Raw genomic sequence first — 18,323 nt, 5'->3', positions numbered from 1 at the left:
CGTTGGAGTGTCGTTATGGTGATCGTCCCGGATGTGGTCATGCGAGCCTGCCGCAATCAGAGCGGAAACGCCGAGCATGGCACCAGCCGCAAAACACGACATCTGTATCTTGCTGAAACACGACATTCTCATATTGCTGCTACAGACGGATTGTTGATAATTTATCTTATGTCAAATTAAGAGGCTGTGTGGCGACGGGCGGTTGTTGGCTGCGCCGCCTCTCGCGTGCCACGGACCGCACCTATCCGTGGAGAAAGACCTGCGTGCATTCAGTCCGACCAGCGCGTGTCCACGAAACTCCGGCCGATTCTGGCGACAGGCGCCCACAATGCCTGTCGCCAGACTCCCACTACGGATTACCCGCCACCCACGCCGAATAGTCCGGCGAAACGTTGAGTTGAACCGGCACACCACCACGCACGGTCCCAAGGTTCACGAGTCGCACACTTTCCAGTACATCGCCCGGATTGCCATTGCTCGTCACGGCAATGGCAATCGTATTCTGGCCGCTCGGATTCAGGACGCCATTCGGCACGACGAAAGTATGTTGAGGGCCGACGTTGGCAATGTACTGCCCCATGTTCCAGCCATTCACAAAGATCAGCGCGCGATAATTTCCACCGCTGATGGTGCCATCCACACCGCCTATCTGAATGCCGACCGAAACGTCATCCGCAGCGGGGAGTGACAACGGGAATGTCGTTCTGAACCAGGACGTGCCCGCATAAGCGCCGGTCGCCGGCAAGTTGACGGTAGGCCAACTGCTGTCGGGGAATCCCGGCAAGTACCAGCCGTTACGTTCGCCCCATAGGCCGCCATTATTCATTGGACCGCGCGCGACATCCCACAGGTTCTCTCCACCGCGATTGCCCTGTATTTTCCAGGCAATACTCGTCGCCACGGCGTTTGAGCTGGCATCGAGAAGGGAAACCGAAATGAGTCCTCTCCCCTCTTTCTGCGCATCGTTCTCGTACCAGTCTTCGTTGTGCGCGTTATTGCGGACCATGGCCGAAATGACATGCGTGCCCGGTTGCAAACTCACCGGCATCGTCAACGTGCCGCAACTGGCGCTACCGAGAACACTTTGCCCTAGATAGTTTCCATCGATCCAGACTTGCGCAAGGCCCGCCTGTCCGCCGCAGAAATTCAATGCAATCGCCGACACGGCCAAAGACGAATTCAATCGCCCTCGATACCAGACGTCGCCGTGATGGAAACCGTAATCGTCCGCGGTCAGTACCGGCTGCCCCGAGGGAGGCGGCGTCGTGCTGTTCGTCGTGGTCAGCGTCGCGTTTGTCCATGTCGAGTCGTCGAACGTGGCGAGCGCTTCGGGCGATTCCTGCGCGTACCGCCACGACTGACTACTCAATGCGGGGAACGAAACCGGGTCGGGTCCGGCTAACGCATTGCCCGCGAGGAGACTTCCGGAGGACGTCGCCTGGCTCGCTATTGCCGCACCGTTCCACGTGAGTTGCCGGATGGCGGGCGAGCTCCACACTTCCAGCAAACTACTCGCTTGCGTATCGCCGGTCATGGCGAGTGTCGTGCCATTCAAAACGGCGGTTCGAAGCAGTGCGGGACCTTGTGCGAGAACCGGGCCCGCCGCCGTCTCCTGGCGCCAGAACGTGGCCGCGGTGTTGTCGTCGGCGACGAGAAGCATAAGCGGGGTTGCGCTACCGCCGCCTGCAATGGAGATTCTGATAAGGCCATTGTGTTGATAGTTCAGGCGCAGCAGTCCGGTTGCCGGGTCCCACGTTTGAGAGACCCTACTCGCCGGATTGCCGAGTACCTGCACCGTCGGCGCGGACGAAAAGCGGAGTACCGTTTCGCCCTCTTCCGCCTGGCGGCCGTACAGCAACGCAACGTCACCGGTCGGGGTAGAAAGTTGTGTGTCGAAATCCGACGTTGAATAGACCAGATGATGCTGACCAAAAGAATAATTCGCGAGCAGCATCTTCGAGTCGGCGCCATTCAGTCTCAGCGTGCCTTGCTGCGGCACGATAAAACTCCCGTCCGGCGTATTCACGGGAAAGGTGAACGTATCATTCGAGGTTGCGTTCGACGGAGAATGAAGAACCGTGTAAAGGTTCGCGCCGGACGTGTTATCGACACCGTGCAAAATCTGGATCGATTGCGCTGAGGACGTGACGGCGCCACCAACGTCCATATGCATCACAGCAGGCACGCTCTGCACGAAATAGCCGAGTGCCTTCACCGTTGCTGCTTTGGGACGCAACTGGCGTCCTTCGTCGATGGCCGCGCCATAGTCATACGACGTATAAAGTCCGGTCGATGGCAACCATCCCCACGATGTTCCGCCGAACGCCATGTAGATATTCTGTATCGCGATCCGGTTTGCAATGTTCGAGCCGTAGAACAGCCGCTCGAAGTTCGAACCCGCGCCGGTTTGCGCCATGCACGGGTAGATACCGGACGAACCCCAACTATCGAACCATCCCCCTTCCATTTCGGCTATGAAACCCGGTGTGTACGGCGAGGCCGAAGTGCCGCCCGTCGCTCCACCGCTCGCGCTGAACATGCCGTACCACGCGGCGCCCGGATTGCCGGAGCACGTGGTCTGCGGATAGTCGTCGAATGCATATAACTGCACGGGGCCTGCCACCGTTCCGGCCACCGATGAATTCGCGGGAACGAAGTTTCCATTGGGCGACGGGTTGTTATGGAACATCGGGACCGTGATCCCGTCAGAACGCGCCCAACTGGACAGATCGTTCATGTAGTCCATCTGGCTGGTGTCCTGCATTTCATTCTCGACCTGATAGAGAATGACCGTCCCGCCTCCGTTGGTCAGCTGGTGCCGCGCGATGATCTGGTTGATCCTGCCCATCCAGTCTCTCGCGGCGGCGATGTAGTCGGGGGCACTGCTGCGCGCTTTTCCGCTTTGCGTGAGCAGCCATCCCGGCAAGCCGCCTGCATCCGTCTCCGCGTTGATATAAGGCCCCGGACGAGCGATCACATAGAGACCGGCCTGCGCGGCCATATCGAGCAGCATGTCCATGTCGCGAATCCCGGTGAAATCGTACGTGCCGGATTTCGCGGAACTGTAGCCCCAGTCAAAGTAGATGGAGACGGCGTTGAAACCGTTCGCTTTCAGTTTCTGCAGGACATCCAGCCACAAACTCGGACTCGGCAGGCGAAACGGATGAAATTCTCCGGACCAGATCGGCGTCGATTTTCCGTCGATCTTGAGGGTGTAATGATCCCAGCCGATTTTGTGAGTGACGAGTTGCGGTGTCACTCCGGGTGGCAATGCCGGCAAGGTTGTGCCGCCTCCGGCGGGTGGCGTGGTGACGGAATTGCCGGCATTTACTCCATTGCCCGACGTGGTGCCTGAATCGGGGTTGTCGCTTCCTCCGCATGCGCTAAGTAGAATAGCTCCGCATGCCGCCAGACAAAACAGGCATCTATCTTTCACTTAAGTCTCCTGATTCCATGGGCCGATTTCTTCTACACGGCCTTGAGAAAACTGAACTCGTTCTACGAGATGAAGCACCTCATGCCGAATACGCCAGCACGACCGTACCCAAACGTCTTCTACCGCTTGTCCTGCCGCGTCGAGCCAGCTCACGTAGTGCGCGATTGACTGTGTTGACGTGCAATCCCAGCACATCGGCGATCAACCGTTGCGGCGGCAACTTTTCTCCCGGTTGCAAAAGCCCTGTCGCTATTGCATCTTCTATAGCGCTTGCCACTGCCAGATAGCGTGGTCCCGGGCAGCCCGAGATCGGCAGCATCCAGGTCTGCATGGTCGTATCCGTTACTTCGAGCCTGGCGAGCTGCGGGGATTAGTTGTCGAAGAATATTTCTTCGACGTCCGGGGCATAGGTCGTGTTCTGACCGGAGACCGTTGCGCCGGAGATCGCAATACTGTTCGCGCCGGCCATCAGATTCACCGGGACGCTCACAACGCCACCGTAGTTGCCGACCGGCGGGAATGTAACGACAACCCCTGCGTTTCCGTTTGTCGTTACCGTGGCGTATCGCGGCGCGACATCGTTGTTGATGTAGCTGATGTACAGCGTTTGAGTCGTGGGGCCTTGGGAATTGATGCCACTAAACGTCACCGTTCCATTTCCCGGACCACCAAGATAATTAATGGCGCTTGCGGAGAGGAAGCATTGCGAGCAACTGTAAGATCCCGCCCCGCCGGAAAGACTCGTACCCGGCGACGCCATGTCGTAGTCCAGAGAAGACGTGCTGGATTGAAGTGCTCCGGTTGTCAGGTCGATACCGAATGTGTTGTCCCATTGCGCCAGCCTGATCGTCCCACCGTTGGCATCGAGAGGAAGCCAGACATAGGACGAATTCTGCAGATAGTTGCCATTCCAGCGATCGCCCATGTACAGGTAAGTGGTTCCACTGCTTCCGGCAATTGGGACCACGTAGGTCGCCTGAGAAGAGAACGTATTCGTGCCCGACGGTGCAAGCGTAGTGGGTCCTGTCCACGGACCTGCCGGCGTACTGGCCGCCATGAAAAAGTTGTCGTTCAGATTCCAGCCCGTCAGACCGGAGCCGATCACGAAGTAATAGCCATTGGCCTTGAACATCGTCGGTGCTTCCAGCGCGATGGACTGATTCGGTCCGCCGATCGTATAAACAAGACTGTCGACGCTCAGGTAGTCGCTAGTCAGCTTGTAGATATGGGTTCCAACGTCGCGATCTTCGCTCAGCAAATACACCGTGCCGTCATCGTCTTTGAAGAGACCCATGTCGCGACTTGAACTGCTGTTCGGCGGCATGAAGCTGCCTTGATAGGTGTACGGTCCGCAGGGTGTGCTGCTGGTCGCAACGCCGACTCGTGCGAAGGAGTACGATGTATTGTCAACGTGCATATACATGACGTACTGTTTCGACGTGCTGTTGTAGACCACCTTCGGTCGCTCGACAACCTGACTGGCGGCAATATCGCCGGTGGGTTGCGGCGAGAGGGCATTGCCTTCGAAGTGCCAGCTCTGCAGATTGGTGGAGGAATAGCATTTGACATTCTGGAACGTTCCGGAAGACGTCTCCCCTGTCTTGTCCTCGCCGACCCAATAGTAGGTGTTGTTGACCTGAAACATGCCGCCGCCGTGGGCCTGAATCGGGTTTCCCGCATCGTCGAGCCACAGCGCGGCGGGGTGAATGACGGACTGGACATCGGCAACGGGTGTCGTCGTACCGCCTGACGATCCCGTGGTGGAGCCGCCGGTGCCCGTGCTGTTGCCCGTGGTCGATCCCGAAGTGGATCCTGTACTGCTCCCGGTGGGCGAGCCATTCGTCGAGCCGGTGGGAGCGCCACCCGCAGTGACCGAACTCGCTCCTGTCGATGACACTGCGCTCTGCCCCGAGCCCGCTCCGCTGCTCGAGGGGTCATTGACTCCACCGCCGCATCCCGTCAGGACAAGCGCCGAAATCAGCGCATAACCAAGAGGATGTGCCCATGTTCTGCGATTCATAACTGTCTCCATCCGTTGTCTGTGTGTGAGATTGCACCGACAGATTTCGGTGCCTCTCCACTTATAGTGGTCCAGCAAGATCAATGACCAACAAATTCGCATGCCGAATCAATTCGCGTAAACCAGATGACTCTTCCAGATCATTCGCGACGCTACTGCTGTTATAAAAAATCCCTTCTGGCCACGACGCGAGATGAGGCGGATTCTATGAGCAAAGAAAACAAACAAGCAATAACGGTGAATCGAATCCAGGATTTGGGAGCTTCTCGATTAGCGGAATTTGTCAGTTTGAAGCAATACCCAAATAATGAATAAATCTGGATTCCTATTTATGTAAGAGCTGATTTTCACGTCGAATATTTTGCAAAAAAGCTTCTGCCGATGCGCGTCGAGGCGGGGAAATGTTCGGGGTTGTAGGGACTCTGTCGGTACGCGATCCACACGCCGTTGACCGAAGCCCCTCGGTGGACATCTTGATGTCGCGATGCGGCGGCATGTTGCATTAAAAGGCATCGTGTGTTTATTGTCAACAACCAACAAGTACAGGCAAAAAGACACTTTGTTGACAGTTGACGATCCTCATGCTACCGTCGCCAATTATTCTGAGTCCGGTCCGCCATGATTGACGAGCCCTCCGTCGGTGCAATTCAACTACTCAAAAAACACTCACTGACAACGTTGGTGCAGGATGAACTTGAGCGTCTGATTCTCAGTGGCGAATTCGCTCCTGGCGACAAATTGAACGAAGCGCAATTGGCCACGCGCCTGGGTGTCTCTCGCGGACCCGTGCGCGAAGCATTTCGCGCGCTTGAACAGGCGGGTCTGCTGCGCACCGAGAAGAATCACGGTGTGTCGGTGCGAAGCCTGTCGCTCAAGGAAGCCGAAGAAATCTATCAAGTCCGCGCCATGCTCGACGAGCATATTGGCCGGCTACTGGCCGGCGACATATCGGCTGAGCATTTAGGCGCGTTGCGCGGCATCGTCGAGTCAATGAAGCTCGCGCAGAGCAGTCACGACGGACAGACTTACGGTCATCTGAACCTGCAGTTTCATGACACGATGGCAGCCGCGGTGGGTAACCGGAAACTGCTCGACACGTATCGCCGCCTTGTCGGCGAACTAAGCCTGTTCCGGCAAGCGGTGCTGACACGTAACGTCGACGCGATCGACCAGTCCGCGCAGGAACACGAAGACATCGTCGAGGCCATTGCCGCCGGTGACGCGGATCTAACCGAGAGGTTGATCCGCAACCACCTTGCACATGGGCGCGAACGCATGCGGCAAGCGCATCAGCCCACCAATTGATCCGCTGAAACGTAGCGATAGCCAAGATCCCTGGCTACGGCTTCGTACGTGACATGACCTTCGCAAACGTTCAGGCCGGCTTTCAGATGCGGATTATCTTTTAGCGCCTGTTTCCAGCCCTTGCCTGCTAGCGCGACAGCATGACCGATCGTCGCGTTGTTGAGTGCGAAAGCTGAGGTCCGCGCCACCGCGCCGGGCATGTTCGCCACGCAGTAGTGAACGACATCGTCGACGACATAGGTCGGCTCGGCGTGAGTCGTTGCATGCGAGGTCTCGAAACAGCCGCCCTGATCGATCGCCACGTCCACGACCACCGCCCCGGACTTCATTCGCGAGATCATGCTCGCCGTGACCAGCTTCGGGGCCGCGGCGCCCGGTATCAACACACCGCCGATCACCAGGTCGGCATCCAGAACCGACTCTTCAATGCTCTGTCCGTTCGAATAGAGTGTGGCAATACGATTGCCGAACACCAGGTCGAGTTGCCGCAAGCGATCGACATTCGTATCGAGAATCGTCACCTTGGCGCCCATCCCGACCGCCACCTGCAGTGCGTTCGTGCCGACCACACCCGCGCCGATAATGACGACGTGCGCCGCGGCCACGCCCGGCACACCGCCGAGTAGCACGCCAAGACCGCCCTTCGATTTCTCCAGGTGAGCCGCGCCCGCCTGGATCGACATGCGACCAGCCACCTCGCTCATCGGCGCGAGTAGCGGCAGGCCGCCGCCCGGCCCGGTGATGGTCTCGTAGGCAATGCAGACCGCGCCGGACTTCACCAGCGCCGCGGCCTGTTCAGGATCGGGCGCCAGATGCAGATACGTGTACAGGATCTGCCCCGCGCGCAGCATCGCGCATTCGGCGGGTTGCGGTTCTTTGACCTTGACGATCATGTCCGCCCGCGAAAAGATCTCCGCCGCGCTGTCGCACAGTGTTGCGCCGGCAGCGGTATAAGCGTCGTCAGCAAGTGCAATTGCTGCGCCCGCGCCGGTCTGGACCAGTACCTGATGACCCCGTGTGGTTAGTTCACGTACGCTGGCCGGTGTCAGGCCCACACGGTACTCGTGATTCTTGATTTCCTTCGGTACGCCGATCAACATCTCTCACCTCGATCTGGATAGGTTCGCCGCGCTTCTAAAGCGCGACATGAGCAGGCCAGTATGCGCTGCAAAGCTGCCAAAACTGCCAAAACTGCCGAAGCGACTAAAGCGACCCAAGCGGCCAAAGCGCGAAACTGAAGCGCATTGACCGCCCGCCCCGTCGACTATTGCTTCTTCTCGCTTTTCGCCGAATAACGCTGACTCCATTGAGCGAGAATCTTTGCGTGATTATTCGCCGCCCAGGTGAAGTCGTTCTTGACCAGCAAGCCGGCATAATTGGCGGGGATATTGGGCAGCGGTTTGGCCGTTCCCGACACCGCCGTGATCGCGTAGCTTTTTGCGTAAAGCAGGTTGGCGTCGCGGCTCGCGGCAAAGTCGGCGAGCTTTTTCGCCGCGTCCAGCTTGGTGGTGTTCTTCATGATCGCGAACGCCTCCAGATCCCAACCCAATCCTTCAGCCGGGAACACCAGATCGATCGGTGCGCCCTGCGCTTTCAGCGTTGCCGCGCGGTATTCGAACGAGATACCGATCGGATATTCGCCGGAAGCCGCCATCGTGCACGGCGCGGAACCCGAATGGTTGTATTGCGCGATGTTCTTGTCGAGCGCATCCATGTACTGCCATCCGCCCTGCTCGCCGAATAGTTGCAGCCATGCGGTCACGTCGAAATAGCCGGTTCCCGATGAAGCCGGGTCCGCCATTACGATTTTGCCCTTGTAGACCGGCTTGGTCAGATCCTGCCAGCTCTGCGGTTTCGGCAGATGCTGCTCGGCGGCCGCCACAGTATTGAAGCAGATCGTCGCGCCCCACACGTCCATGCCGAACCAGTTCGGCGGCGACTTCGGATCGCGATAGGTCGCGCTGACGGCGGACAGGTTTTTCGGCGCATACGGCAGCAGCATGTTGTCGCTCTCGAACTTTGCGATGCTGGTCGCCGCGAGACCCCAGATCACATCCGCCTGCGGGTTGTTCTTCTCCGCGAGAATCTTGGCGGTGATCACACCGGTCGAGTCGCGCACCCATTTGATTTCGATGTCCGGATTGGCCTGCTCGAACGCATCCTGGTATGGCTTGAGCTGTTCATCTTCAAGCGCCGTATAGACGAGCAGCGTCGTCTTGGCGACTGCCGTCGCCGTACTGCCAGCCAGCAGCGCGACGGCCACAGTCGTCAGCAGCGCAATCGTACGGACGCCGTGTAAAGCGGGAACACTGTGCAGCGTGGTGCTGTTGAGCCTGAACATCTCTTTCTCCCGGTATGAGGGTCTTTCACATGAGCCGCGCTAGCGGAAAACCATCTTCGTGCGCCTACGCGGTCATCTCGCGCGACGAGATCTGCTTGACGCCCATTTCGGCGAGCGTCTCCTCGATCGCTCGGACCGCGCGCTGCATCACATCGCGATCGATATCGCCGATACAGCCGACGCGGAACGTGTCCACTTCGGTCAGCTTCCCGGGATAAAGAATGAAGCCTTTGGATTTGACCTTCTCGTAGAACGCGCGGAATTCGTAGGCCGGATCTTCCGGCGCATGAAACGTCACGATGATCGGCGCCTGGACGTGGCGCGGCAGGAACGTGCGAAAGCCGAGTTCCTCCATGCCGTTGATCAACGCGTCGCAATTGGCCTGGTAGCGTTTGCCGCGGGCGGCCTGCCCGCCTTCGGCTTTGAACAGATCGACCGCCGTGCGCAATGCGGCGACGATCGACGTCGGCGGAGTAAAACGCCATTGCGACGTCTTCTCCATATAGACCCACTGATCGTAAAGATCCATGGACAGCGAGGCCGAATGACCCTGGCACTTTTCCAGCACGGCGCGCCGTGCGATCACGAAGCCCATGCCCGGTAAACCTTCGAGACACTTGCCCGACGCTGCCACGAGTGCATCGAACGGCGTCGTGCGGACATCGATTTCGATGGCGCCGAACGAACTCATCGCATCGATAATGAGTCCCTTGCCCAGTCTCGCGCAGATTTGCGCGATCTCCTGCAGCGGATTGAGCGTGCCGGTCCCCGTTTCGCAATGCACCTGGGCGACGTGAGTAATCGCCGGATCGCGCAGCAGCGCGTCTTCGATCATGGCGCCGGTCGGCAACGTGCCTTCGGCGATCGGCAACTCGACGACAGCGCGGCCCATGTATTCGCAGATTCGCACCACGCGCTTGCAATACGCGCCGTTCTGCGGCACGAGTACTTTGCCGTCGCGCGGCACCAGCGTGCCGAGCGCGGCTTCCACGGAGAACGTGCCGCTTCCCTGCAACGGCACGCAAACGTGTGTGTCGCGCCCATTCACAATGTCCACCAGATCCGCACGCAGGCTGGCCGTGATCGAGTTGAACGCGGTGTCCCACGATCCCCAGTCGCGCAACATCGCGCTTCGGGTGATCAACGAGGTGGTCAATGGGCCCGGCGTAAGAAGAACGGGATCCTTTTCAGTATTCACGGTTGTCTCCTGATAATGGGTCAATCTGATCGAAGTTAAGCCTTGTCGGCCTTGCCGGCCGCCTGAGCAAGTCGGCTCAGCGCACGGTCGAAAAACCACGGTGTTGCGCCGGCGTCTTCCGCCCGCTCCTTGCGGCGAATGGCGTCGCGCACGACGAGCGAACCGAGGTAGCGAATCGGCTCCGGCGGAAATACGCCGCGCGGTCCGCGCACGATCGGCGAGCGCGTCCATGCGTTGTCGAGACCGAGTACGAGCGACGAAAGAATCTCGCCGCCCAGGTAGCTGGGTCCAACGCCGTTGCCCGAGTAACCGAAGCCATAGAACACGTCATGCCGGCCGTCGAGGCGGCCGAAGAATGGCAGGCCGGTCGCCGAACGATCCGACGGTCCGTTCCAGCTCGCCGTGATCGGCACTGCGGCGAGCGCCGGAAGGAAGCGACCCAGATCGTCGGTGAGCGCCGCGCGATACGGCGACGGTTGGTCGAACACGGGCAGAACGCGTCCGCCGTACGCGAAGGTATTGCCGCCCTTGCCGAGCATCAGCCGGCCGTCCGGCGTGGTGCGGTAGTAATAGACGACGGTTCTCGAATCGAGCACCGACAGACCGTCCGTCAAACCGACGCGTTCCAGAAGGTCGGGCGCGCGTTCGGTGATGATCATGTCGCTCGACACCAGCGCGATGCTGCGCTCGAACTGTTTGAAGGTTTGCGCCATCCAGGCGTTGATCGCCAGTACGACGCGCTTTGCGCGAATCGCGCCGCAGGTGGTGCGGACCAGCGGCCCGGGTTCATAAGACAGGGCTTCGAATGGCGTCTTCTCATACAGGCGCACGCCCATTTCCAAGGCGACGCGCCGCAATCCACGCACGAGCAACGCGGGCTGCACCGTCGCCGCTGCGGGCGAGAAATCACCGGCAAGGTGTCGCTTCGAACCCGCGCGCCGATGAACCTCGTCGACGTCGAGGCCCGAAAACGAGCTCATGCCACGTTCTTCAAGCGCCGCCACGACGGCCTCCAGGCTTCCCATCTGCGCCGCGCTCGTCGCGGTATATAAGGTGCCGTCCACCCGCATCTGTGCATCGATCCGATGCTCGCGGCAAAAATCGGCGATCTTGCCGACCGCTTGCCGCGACGCCTCCACGAGCCGCCGCGCCTCGCTCTCGCCGAACAGCCGGAGCAGCGTCAGAAAGCGGGTTTCCCACGTCAGCATGCAACCGCCGTTACGTCCGCTCGCGCCCGCTCCGCAGATATCCGCCTCGATCAGCACGACGTCCAGATGCGGATTGGCGCGCTTGAGTTGCAACGCGGTCCAGAGGCCGGTAAAACCGCCACCGACGATGCAAACATCCGCGTTCACCGTACCTTGCAACGCGGGCGCGTCCGCGGCTTCGCCGCGCAATGCCTGCTCGAGCCAGAAAGGTCTCATTGCTATTTCCTGTCGTGTCCTGTTGTTTCGTACGCGTTAGCGGCAACGCGAGGGTTGGCGCCAGCGCTGCGTATGCGCCAACAGCAAGCGGTTCACCACCGCATACAGCACGCACACGAGCGTCGAGGTGATCACGATCAAGGTGGCCATGGCCGCAGCCGGTCCGATCTGCCCCGCCTCGTCGAGATTGAGAATGGCCACGGAAGCGGGTTGCGTCCCCGGCGAATAGAGAAATGCCACCGCCGAAATCGTCGTCATACCGTTGATAAAGAAGTAGCGGCTGATCTCGAGAATCGAGGGCAGACACACCGGCACCGTCACGCGAAAAAACGTCACGTAGAAAGGCACTTTCAACGACGCGGACACGGCTTCGAATTCGTTGTCGATCTGCTTGAGCGCGGTGATCGCGGTCAGATGGCTGGACGAGTAATAGTGAATGATCGTGACGATGGCGAGCAGCGGCAACGACCCGTAAAGCACATTCAGCGGATTGGCGGGATGATTGAAGAAGAAGATATAGCCGATACCCAGCACGAGACCCGGCACACCCATCGGCAATACCGCGCACAGGTTGATGACCGGACGCAGCCAGTCCATGCCACGCGTCTTCTCGACCAGGTAGGCGCCGCAAAAAACCAGCGCGGTTCCGGCTACGGCAACCAGCGTCGCCATTTCCAGGCTGTTCTTATAGGCGCCGATGATGCCCGCGCCAACGAGTCCCATCCGGTAATGACCGAGTCCGAGCGACAGGTTGTACGGCCAGAAGCGCACGAATGAGCCGTAGATCGAGATGCCGACGATCGCCATCATCAGCAGACACACAACGCCGCAGTAAGTCAGCATCGCCATGTCGAAACCGCGCGAGGGCTTGGGCTCATACGGCACCGAGCGAGCGCCAAGCAGCGAACGCTGCTTGCGGCGCACGAAGAAATCGGTCGCGAAACTGAGCAGCGCCGGCACCAGCAACAGGATGCTCACCACCGCGCTGGTGTTGAAATCCTGCAGACCGACGATCAGCTTGTACACATCGGTGGAGAGGACGTTATACGAGCCGCCGATCACGATCGGCACGCCGAAGTCGTTCACGCAGATGGTGAACACCACCATCGTCGCGCTGATCAGCCCATACTTCGCGCCGGGCAGCGTGATCGTGAAGAACTTGCGCAGACGGCTCGTGCCCATGGCGTCCGCGGCTTCGTACAGACGCGCATCGGTCAGCGACAGCGCGGTGATCAGAATCATCAGCACGTGCGGCATCGACGCGTACACCAGGCTTGCAATGATGCCCGGCGCGCCGTAGATGCTGTGACCCACCATCCAGCGCCGCAACAACCCCGCATTGCCGAACCAGTAGATGAACGACACCGCGGAGAGCAGCGTCGGCGCAAGCAGCGGGATCAACGCGATGTTGCGCACCAGTCCCTTGAACGGCATGCAACTGCGGGTCAAGGCGTAGGCGAACGTAAAGGCCAGCGGAATCGCAATGGCCGTGACCGACACGGCGACGATCAGCGAATGCGCGACCGAATTCCACAGCGCCGGCGTCTGAAAATACGAGGTGAAATTGGCGAGGCCGACAAAGCGCCCTTCGCGGTCCACCACGCATTTCATGACGACCATCGTGAGCGGCGCGAGCAGCGCGAGCAACAGAAACGCGGTCATCAGCAGCATGCCCGCGTGGCCGATGCGGTCCTGCCAGTGAGTACGCTGGCGCACGTCGGGGAGCACGACGGTCTTTTTCGGTTCGGTAAGCGTCGCGCTCATTGAACCCTCCGCTGGTCTTCGCCGAAGATCCGCACGCGGTCGCCGAGCACGGCGAGGTTCAGCGGCGAGCCCTGCTGCAGGCCGAACTCTGTCATATCGTGATACGACAGATCGGCAAGCAGTTCAGTCCCGGCGAGACCGTCCACCTGAACGCTGACGCGACAGAACGCACCGAGAAATTCCATCTTCTCGATCCGCCCGCGCAACGTGTTGCCGGCTTGCGCGTCGACACCGCGCACCACGAAATCCTCGGGCCGCAGAAACAGCGACACGCGCGCCCCACTCTTCAGCGCGTTACGCCCGCGCACGCATTGCAAGCCGATGTCACCGACCTGGATCGCCCCGTCGTCGCGCACGGTGGCGGGCAACATATTGGCCTTGCCGACGAAATCGGCCACGAACGGTGTGGCCGGTTCGCGGTAAATCTCGCTCGGCGTGCCGATCTGCTCGATCACGCCGTGGTTCATCACCACGATCCGGTCCGCCATGGAGAGCGCTTCTTCCTGATCGTGCGTGACCATGATCGTCGTCACGCCCAGCCGCTGCTGCAATTGCCGGATTTCCTGGCGCAGGCGAACCCGCACGCGCGCGTCGAGCGCCGACAAAGGCTCGTCGAGCAACAGCAGACCGGGCGACGTCGCCAACGCTCGCGCCAACGCGATCCGCTGCTGTTGACCGCCGGACAGTTGCCCAGGATGTTTCGCGCCGCTATCCGGCAGTCCGACGAGCGTCAGCAATTCGGCCACGCGCTGACGAATCACGGCGCGGCCGGCCTTCCGGTTCGTGAGTCCATACGCGACGTTGTCGGCCACGGTGAGGTTCGGGAACAACGCGTACGACTGGAACACGATGCCGTAGTCGCGCAGCATCGGCGGCAAATTGGAAATGTCCTTGCCGGCCTGCGCGATCGTGCCGGCGCTTTGCGTCTCCAGCCCCGCGATGATCCGCAACAGCGTGGTCTTGCCACAACCCGACGGGCCCAGAAAGCAGACCATTTCACCTTTGAAGATCGTCAGATTGACGTCCTTCAGAACCGGGGTCGCGCCGAACTGCTTGTGTATCGCGTCAATGCGCAGGTATTCCGTCATCGTCATCCTCCTGGAAATTTCTGTTCCGCTGCCGTGCTCCGGCGTTGCGGATCACAGCCGACCCGCAGCGCCGCCGCAGCGCGCCTGGTATTTCGGGCAAAGGACGTTGTGGAGACGCCTTTATTTGTAGAGTGCTTTTTGTCTATTGCATGTTGTTGACAATCTACGATTCACAAAGTCTAATGTCAAGCATGCAAAAAACTATTCGACGACTGCCGTGGAAACCCTGACTCGCCCCCCGACTATCGGAATGTTGCAAAGCCATTCACTGACGCGGCTGGTGAGGAGCGAGATCGAGCGGATGATCCTGAGCGGCAAGCTGGAGGCCGGCGCCAAGCTGAGCGAACTGGCGGTCGCCGAGCATCTGGGCGTGAGCCGCGGCCCGGTGCGGGAGGCATTTCGCACGCTGGAAGAAGCCGGTCTGGTGCGGCTGACCCGCAATCGCGGCGTGTTCGTGCGGGAGATTTCAGTCGCCGAGGCCGACGACATCTTTGCCGTGCGGGCGTCGCTGGAGGAGCTGATCGGGCGCACCCTCGCCCGCTGCATCACACTGCCCCAGCTAAAAAGCCTGCACGACCTGCTGGACCGCATGGATGAAGCGGCAGCGCTCGGGCAGATGGCCGACTACGCCGCGCTTAATTTCGAATTCCACGACCAGCTCGCCGTGTTTACCGGCAACCGCAAGCTGGTCGATATGTACCGGTGCCTGGTCAAGGAACTCACGCTGTTCCGGCATCAAACGCTCGCGCATCCGCAAACGCTTGCCGTGTCGCTGGCCGAGCATCGGGCGATCGTCGACCGGATTGCCCTCGGTAACGGCGATGCCGCCGGACACGCGCTGCGCGCTCACGTCGCCGCCAGTTGCGAACGCATGCACACCACTCATCCCGAGACCCAACGCAACGCCAGTCTCAACCCTCACCTGACCACTCAAAGGGAATCCTCATGAACGCGAACACTCCGACTGTCAACGTCAATGGACGTAGTTACCGCTGGATGGACCGGCCTCTCGTCGTCGTCTGTGTCGACGGTTGCGAATACGACTATCTGACGCAAGCCGCCGAGGCTGGCGTCGCGCCGTTTCTGGCCCAGATCCTCAAAGACGGCGCGGCGCTCAAGGGCGAATGCGTCGTGCCGAGCTTCACCAACCCGAACAATCTGTCGATCGTGACGGGCGTGCCGCCCGCCGTGCACGGCATTAGCGGCAACTACTTCTACGACCGCGAGAGCGGCGCCGAAGTCCTGATGAACGACCCCAAGTACCTGCGCGCGCCGACGGTGCTGGCGGCGTTCGCCGATGCCGGCGCGAAGGTGGCGGTGGTGACCGCGAAAGACAAACTGCGCCGCCTGCTCGGCGACCAGTTGACCGGCATCTGCTTCTCGTCCGAGAAGGCCGATCAGGTGACTGAAGCAGAAAACGGCATTACGGGTGTGCTGGAACTGGTGGGCAAGCCGGTGCCGGAGGTGTACAGCTCGGAGCTGTCCGAGTTCGTGTTCGCGGCCGGCGTGCGTCTTCTGGAAACGCGGCCCATCGACCTGATGTATCTGTCGACCACGGACTACGTGCAGCACAAATGCGCGCCGGGCAGCGTCGGGGCCAACGCGTTCTACGAAATGATGGACCCGTATCTGCAACGTATGGCCGAGCTGGGCGCCACCATCGCGATCACCGCGGACCACGGCATGAACGACAAGCACGACGAAGCCGGCAAGCCGAATGTGATCTACCTGCAGGACGAACTGGACGCATGGCTCGGCTTCGCGGTGGCGCGCGTGATCCTGCCGATTACCGATCCGTATGTCGTGCACCACGGCGCACTGGGTTCGTTCGCCACGATCTATCTGCCGCCTTCCGTCGATCAGGAGCAGGTCATCGCCAGACTTCGCGAGCGCGCCGGGATCGAGCTGGCCGTCAGCGGTGCCGAGGGCTGCGAGCGCTTCGAGCTGCCGCGCGACCGCCTCGGCGACATCATCGTCGTGTCGGGCCGCCATGTGGTGCTGGGGACGAGCGAATCGCGCCATGACCTGTCCGGTCTCGACGCGCCGCTGCGCTCGCACGGTGGCCTGTCCGAACAGACCGTGCCGCTGCTTTTCAGCCGCCCGGTCGAGCGGGCCGCTTCGCAGCGGGCACGTCTGCGCAACTTCGACATTCTCGACCTCGCGCTCAACCATCTCCAGTAACCGTCCGTCACCTTCTGCCCTATCAGGAGACAGCATGAATGCCATCGTGGAACCACGACCGTCTTTGGCGGTCCGTCATGAAGCCCTTCGAATCGGCGGCGAACTGATTCGACGCGAGCAGGTCATCGAAGTGCGCAATCCGTATAACGGCGAGCTGGTCGGCACCGTGCCGAAGGCGACGCTCGCCGACGTCCGGCACGCGTTCGCTTACGCCCACGCGTACCGGGCGCGGCTCAGCCGCTACGAGCGCTCGCAGATCCTGCGGCGCGCGGCGGAAATCGTGCGCGAGCGTACCGAGGAAATCTCCGCGCTGATTACCGCCGAAGCCGGTCTGTGCAGGAAAGACTCCCTCTACGAAGCGGGCCGCGTCAGCGACGTGCTGATCTTCGGCGCCAACGAAGCGCTCAAGGACGACGGCCAGGTGTTCTCCTGCGACCTGACGCCTCATGGCAAGAAGCGGCGCGTCTACACGCTGCGGGACCCGCTGCTGGGGGTCATTTCCGCGATCACGCCGTTCAATCATCCGATGAACCAGGTCGCGCACAAGATCGTGCCGTCCATTGCAACGAACAATCGGATCGTCGTGAAGCCGTCGGAGAAAGTGCCGCTGTCCACGTACCTGCTGGCGGACATTCTGTATAGCGCCGGCTTGCCGCAGGAAATGCTGCAGGTCATTACCGGCGACCCGAAGGAAATCGCAGACGAACTGATCACCAATGAGCACGTCGATCTGATCACCTTCACCGGCGGCGTGCCGATCGGCAAATACATCGCCGGAAAAATGGGCTACCGGCGCGCGGTGCTCGAACTCGGCGGCAACGATCCCATCATCGTGATGGAAGACGCCGACCTCGACGAGGCCAGCACGCTCGCCGTGTCGGGTTCGTACAAGAACTCCGGCCAACGCTGCACGGCGATCAAACGGATGCTCGTGCATGAAGCGGTGGCGGATCGCTTCGTCGAGTTGCTGGTGGAAAAGACCCGCGCGTTGCGGTATGGCGATCCGGCGGACCCGGACACCGATATGGGCACCGTGATCGACGAAGCGGCCGCGAAGTTCTTCGAAGCACAGGTCAACGACGCGGTGAGCCGTGGTGCAAAACTGCTGTACGGCAACATCCGCGACGGCGCGCTTTATTCGCCGACCGTGGTGGATCGCGTGACGCCCGACATGCCGCTCGTCAAATACGAAACCTTCGGACCGGTGTCGCCGGTGATCCGTTTCCGCGATATCGACGACGCGATCCGCATTTCGAATTCGACCGACTATGGCCTGTCGTCTTCGGTGTGCACGAATCGCATGGACTACATCGCGCGTTTCATCGCCGAGCTGGAAGTCGGCAGTGTCAATGTGCGCGAAGTGCCGGGGTATCGGCTGGAACTCACGCCGTTCGGCGGCATCAAGGACTCCGGTCTGGGCTACAAGGAAGGCGTGCAGGAAGCGATGAAGAGTTTCACGCATGTGAAGACGTACTCGTTGCCCTGGGCTTGAGTATCGATCCTTCCCGGTGCGCTGGAACGGCGCCGGGAAGGTTTATCTTTGGTGAGGCGCCTGCCTCACCAGCC

At 60.5% G+C, this 18,323-nt stretch carries 13 protein-coding genes; 4 read left to right on the top strand and 9 right to left on the bottom strand.

Annotated elements, in window-relative coordinates; all coding sequences use genetic code 11:
- Positions 1 to 349: 349 nt before the first annotated feature.
- From FA94_RS09210 to FA94_RS09205, 3 genes are all read right to left on the bottom strand, one after another.
- A complete protein-coding gene (locus tag FA94_RS09210; RefSeq protein WP_197070194.1) occupies positions 350 to 3,436 on the bottom strand; it encodes a beta-galactosidase in 3,087 nt (1,028 codons plus the stop codon).
- 79 nt (positions 3,437 to 3,515) lie between these two features.
- Positions 3,516 to 3,767: a GntR family transcriptional regulator gene (locus tag FA94_RS37895; protein WP_081935852.1), complete on the bottom strand. Its 252-nt coding sequence runs from the start codon at positions 3,765 to 3,767 to the stop codon at positions 3,516 to 3,518.
- 39 nt (positions 3,768 to 3,806) lie between these two features.
- Positions 3,807 to 5,456 carry a glycoside hydrolase family 43 protein gene (locus FA94_RS09205; RefSeq protein WP_156126604.1) on the bottom strand — a complete coding sequence of 550 codons (1,650 nt, stop codon included), beginning with the start codon at positions 5,454 to 5,456 and terminating at the stop codon, positions 3,807 to 3,809.
- Between the two features lie 618 nt (positions 5,457 to 6,074).
- Between FA94_RS09205 and FA94_RS09200 the strand changes: the two genes are divergently transcribed.
- On the top strand, positions 6,075 to 6,761 hold the full coding sequence (locus tag FA94_RS09200; RefSeq protein WP_035549939.1) for a phosphonate utilization associated transcriptional regulator: 687 nt from the start codon (positions 6,075 to 6,077) through the stop codon (positions 6,759 to 6,761).
- On the opposite strand, the gene ald is transcribed toward FA94_RS09200, so the two are convergent.
- The 6 genes from ald to FA94_RS09170 form a co-directional block, all read right to left on the bottom strand.
- Entirely contained in the window at positions 6,746 to 7,861 is a 1,116-nt protein-coding gene (gene ald / locus FA94_RS09195) for an alanine dehydrogenase (protein WP_035549936.1), read from the bottom strand. The two genes, FA94_RS09200 and ald, sit on opposite strands and share 16 nt — an antisense overlap.
- A gap of 164 nt (positions 7,862 to 8,025) precedes the next feature.
- The gene (locus tag FA94_RS09190; protein ID WP_081935851.1) at positions 8,026 to 9,102 is read right to left on the bottom strand and encodes a putative 2-aminoethylphosphonate ABC transporter substrate-binding protein; all 1,077 of its coding nucleotides are present in this window, start codon (positions 9,100 to 9,102) and stop codon (positions 8,026 to 8,028) included.
- Between the two features lie 64 nt (positions 9,103 to 9,166).
- Positions 9,167 to 10,300 (bottom strand): 2-aminoethylphosphonate--pyruvate transaminase, encoded by a 1,134-nt coding sequence (locus tag FA94_RS09185; protein ID WP_035549934.1) that lies wholly within the window; start codon positions 10,298 to 10,300, stop codon positions 9,167 to 9,169.
- 35 nt (positions 10,301 to 10,335) lie between these two features.
- Positions 10,336 to 11,724, bottom strand: a complete 1,389-nt coding sequence (locus FA94_RS09180) for an FAD-dependent oxidoreductase (protein WP_035549931.1) — start codon at positions 11,722 to 11,724, stop codon at positions 10,336 to 10,338.
- A gap of 36 nt (positions 11,725 to 11,760) precedes the next feature.
- Positions 11,761 to 13,488 (bottom strand): putative 2-aminoethylphosphonate ABC transporter permease subunit, encoded by a 1,728-nt coding sequence (locus FA94_RS09175; protein ID WP_035549930.1) that lies wholly within the window; start codon positions 13,486 to 13,488, stop codon positions 11,761 to 11,763.
- On the bottom strand, positions 13,485 to 14,576 hold the full coding sequence (locus tag FA94_RS09170; RefSeq protein ID WP_035549928.1) for a putative 2-aminoethylphosphonate ABC transporter ATP-binding protein: 1,092 nt from the start codon (positions 14,574 to 14,576) through the stop codon (positions 13,485 to 13,487). Before FA94_RS09170 ends, FA94_RS09175 begins: the two co-directional genes overlap by 4 nt.
- A gap of 250 nt (positions 14,577 to 14,826) precedes the next feature.
- Here FA94_RS09170 and FA94_RS09165 point away from each other — a divergent pair, with 250 nt between their 5' ends.
- From FA94_RS09165 to phnY, 3 genes are read left to right on the top strand one after another with little or no spacing between them, the layout of a single operon-like run.
- On the top strand, positions 14,827 to 15,525 hold the full coding sequence (locus FA94_RS09165) for a phosphonate utilization associated transcriptional regulator (protein ID WP_063771777.1): 699 nt from the start codon (positions 14,827 to 14,829) through the stop codon (positions 15,523 to 15,525).
- Positions 15,522 to 16,757 carry a phosphonoacetate hydrolase gene (phnA, locus tag FA94_RS09160; protein ID WP_035549926.1) on the top strand — a complete coding sequence of 412 codons (1,236 nt, stop codon included), beginning with the start codon at positions 15,522 to 15,524 and terminating at the stop codon, positions 16,755 to 16,757. The genes FA94_RS09165 and phnA overlap by 4 nt, the downstream gene beginning before the upstream one ends.
- 34 nt (positions 16,758 to 16,791) lie before the next feature.
- The gene (gene phnY, locus FA94_RS09155; RefSeq protein ID WP_035549923.1) at positions 16,792 to 18,249 is read left to right on the top strand and encodes a phosphonoacetaldehyde dehydrogenase; all 1,458 of its coding nucleotides are present in this window, start codon (positions 16,792 to 16,794) and stop codon (positions 18,247 to 18,249) included.
- Positions 18,250 to 18,323: the final 74 nt, after the last annotated feature.

Origin of the sequence: Burkholderia sp. 9120 (genome assembly GCF_000745015.1) — a bacterium.
Classification (GTDB): domain Bacteria; phylum Pseudomonadota; class Gammaproteobacteria; order Burkholderiales; family Burkholderiaceae; genus Paraburkholderia.
The sequence above is the reverse complement of the archived record's forward strand: the minus strand, read 5'-3'. Positions and strand labels throughout refer to the sequence as shown.

What these genes read in the sequence shown, in the direction of transcription:
- FA94_RS37895 (WP_081935852.1), bottom strand. Translation starts at nt 3,767, where the DNA reads ATGCAGACCTGGATGCTGCCGATCTCGGGCTGCCCGGGACCACGCTAT.
- FA94_RS09205 (WP_156126604.1), bottom strand. Translation starts at nt 5,456, where the DNA reads ATGAATCGCAGAACATGGGCACATCCTCTTGGTTATGCGCTGATTTCG.
- FA94_RS09200 (WP_035549939.1), top strand. Translation starts at nt 6,075, where the DNA reads ATGATTGACGAGCCCTCCGTCGGTGCAATTCAACTACTCAAAAAACAC.
- ald (WP_035549936.1), bottom strand. Translation starts at nt 7,861, where the DNA reads ATGTTGATCGGCGTACCGAAGGAAATCAAGAATCACGAGTACCGTGTG.
- FA94_RS09190 (WP_081935851.1), bottom strand. Translation starts at nt 9,102, where the DNA reads ATGTTCAGGCTCAACAGCACCACGCTGCACAGTGTTCCCGCTTTACAC.
- FA94_RS09180 (WP_035549931.1), bottom strand. Translation starts at nt 11,724, where the DNA reads ATGAGACCTTTCTGGCTCGAGCAGGCATTGCGCGGCGAAGCCGCGGAC.
- FA94_RS09175 (WP_035549930.1), bottom strand. Translation starts at nt 13,488, where the DNA reads ATGAGCGCGACGCTTACCGAACCGAAAAAGACCGTCGTGCTCCCCGAC.
- FA94_RS09170 (WP_035549928.1), bottom strand. Translation starts at nt 14,576, where the DNA reads ATGACGGAATACCTGCGCATTGACGCGATACACAAGCAGTTCGGCGCG.
- FA94_RS09165 (WP_063771777.1), top strand. Translation starts at nt 14,827, where the DNA reads ATGTTGCAAAGCCATTCACTGACGCGGCTGGTGAGGAGCGAGATCGAG.
- phnA (WP_035549926.1), top strand. Translation starts at nt 15,522, where the DNA reads ATGAACGCGAACACTCCGACTGTCAACGTCAATGGACGTAGTTACCGC.
- phnY (WP_035549923.1), top strand. Translation starts at nt 16,792, where the DNA reads ATGAATGCCATCGTGGAACCACGACCGTCTTTGGCGGTCCGTCATGAA.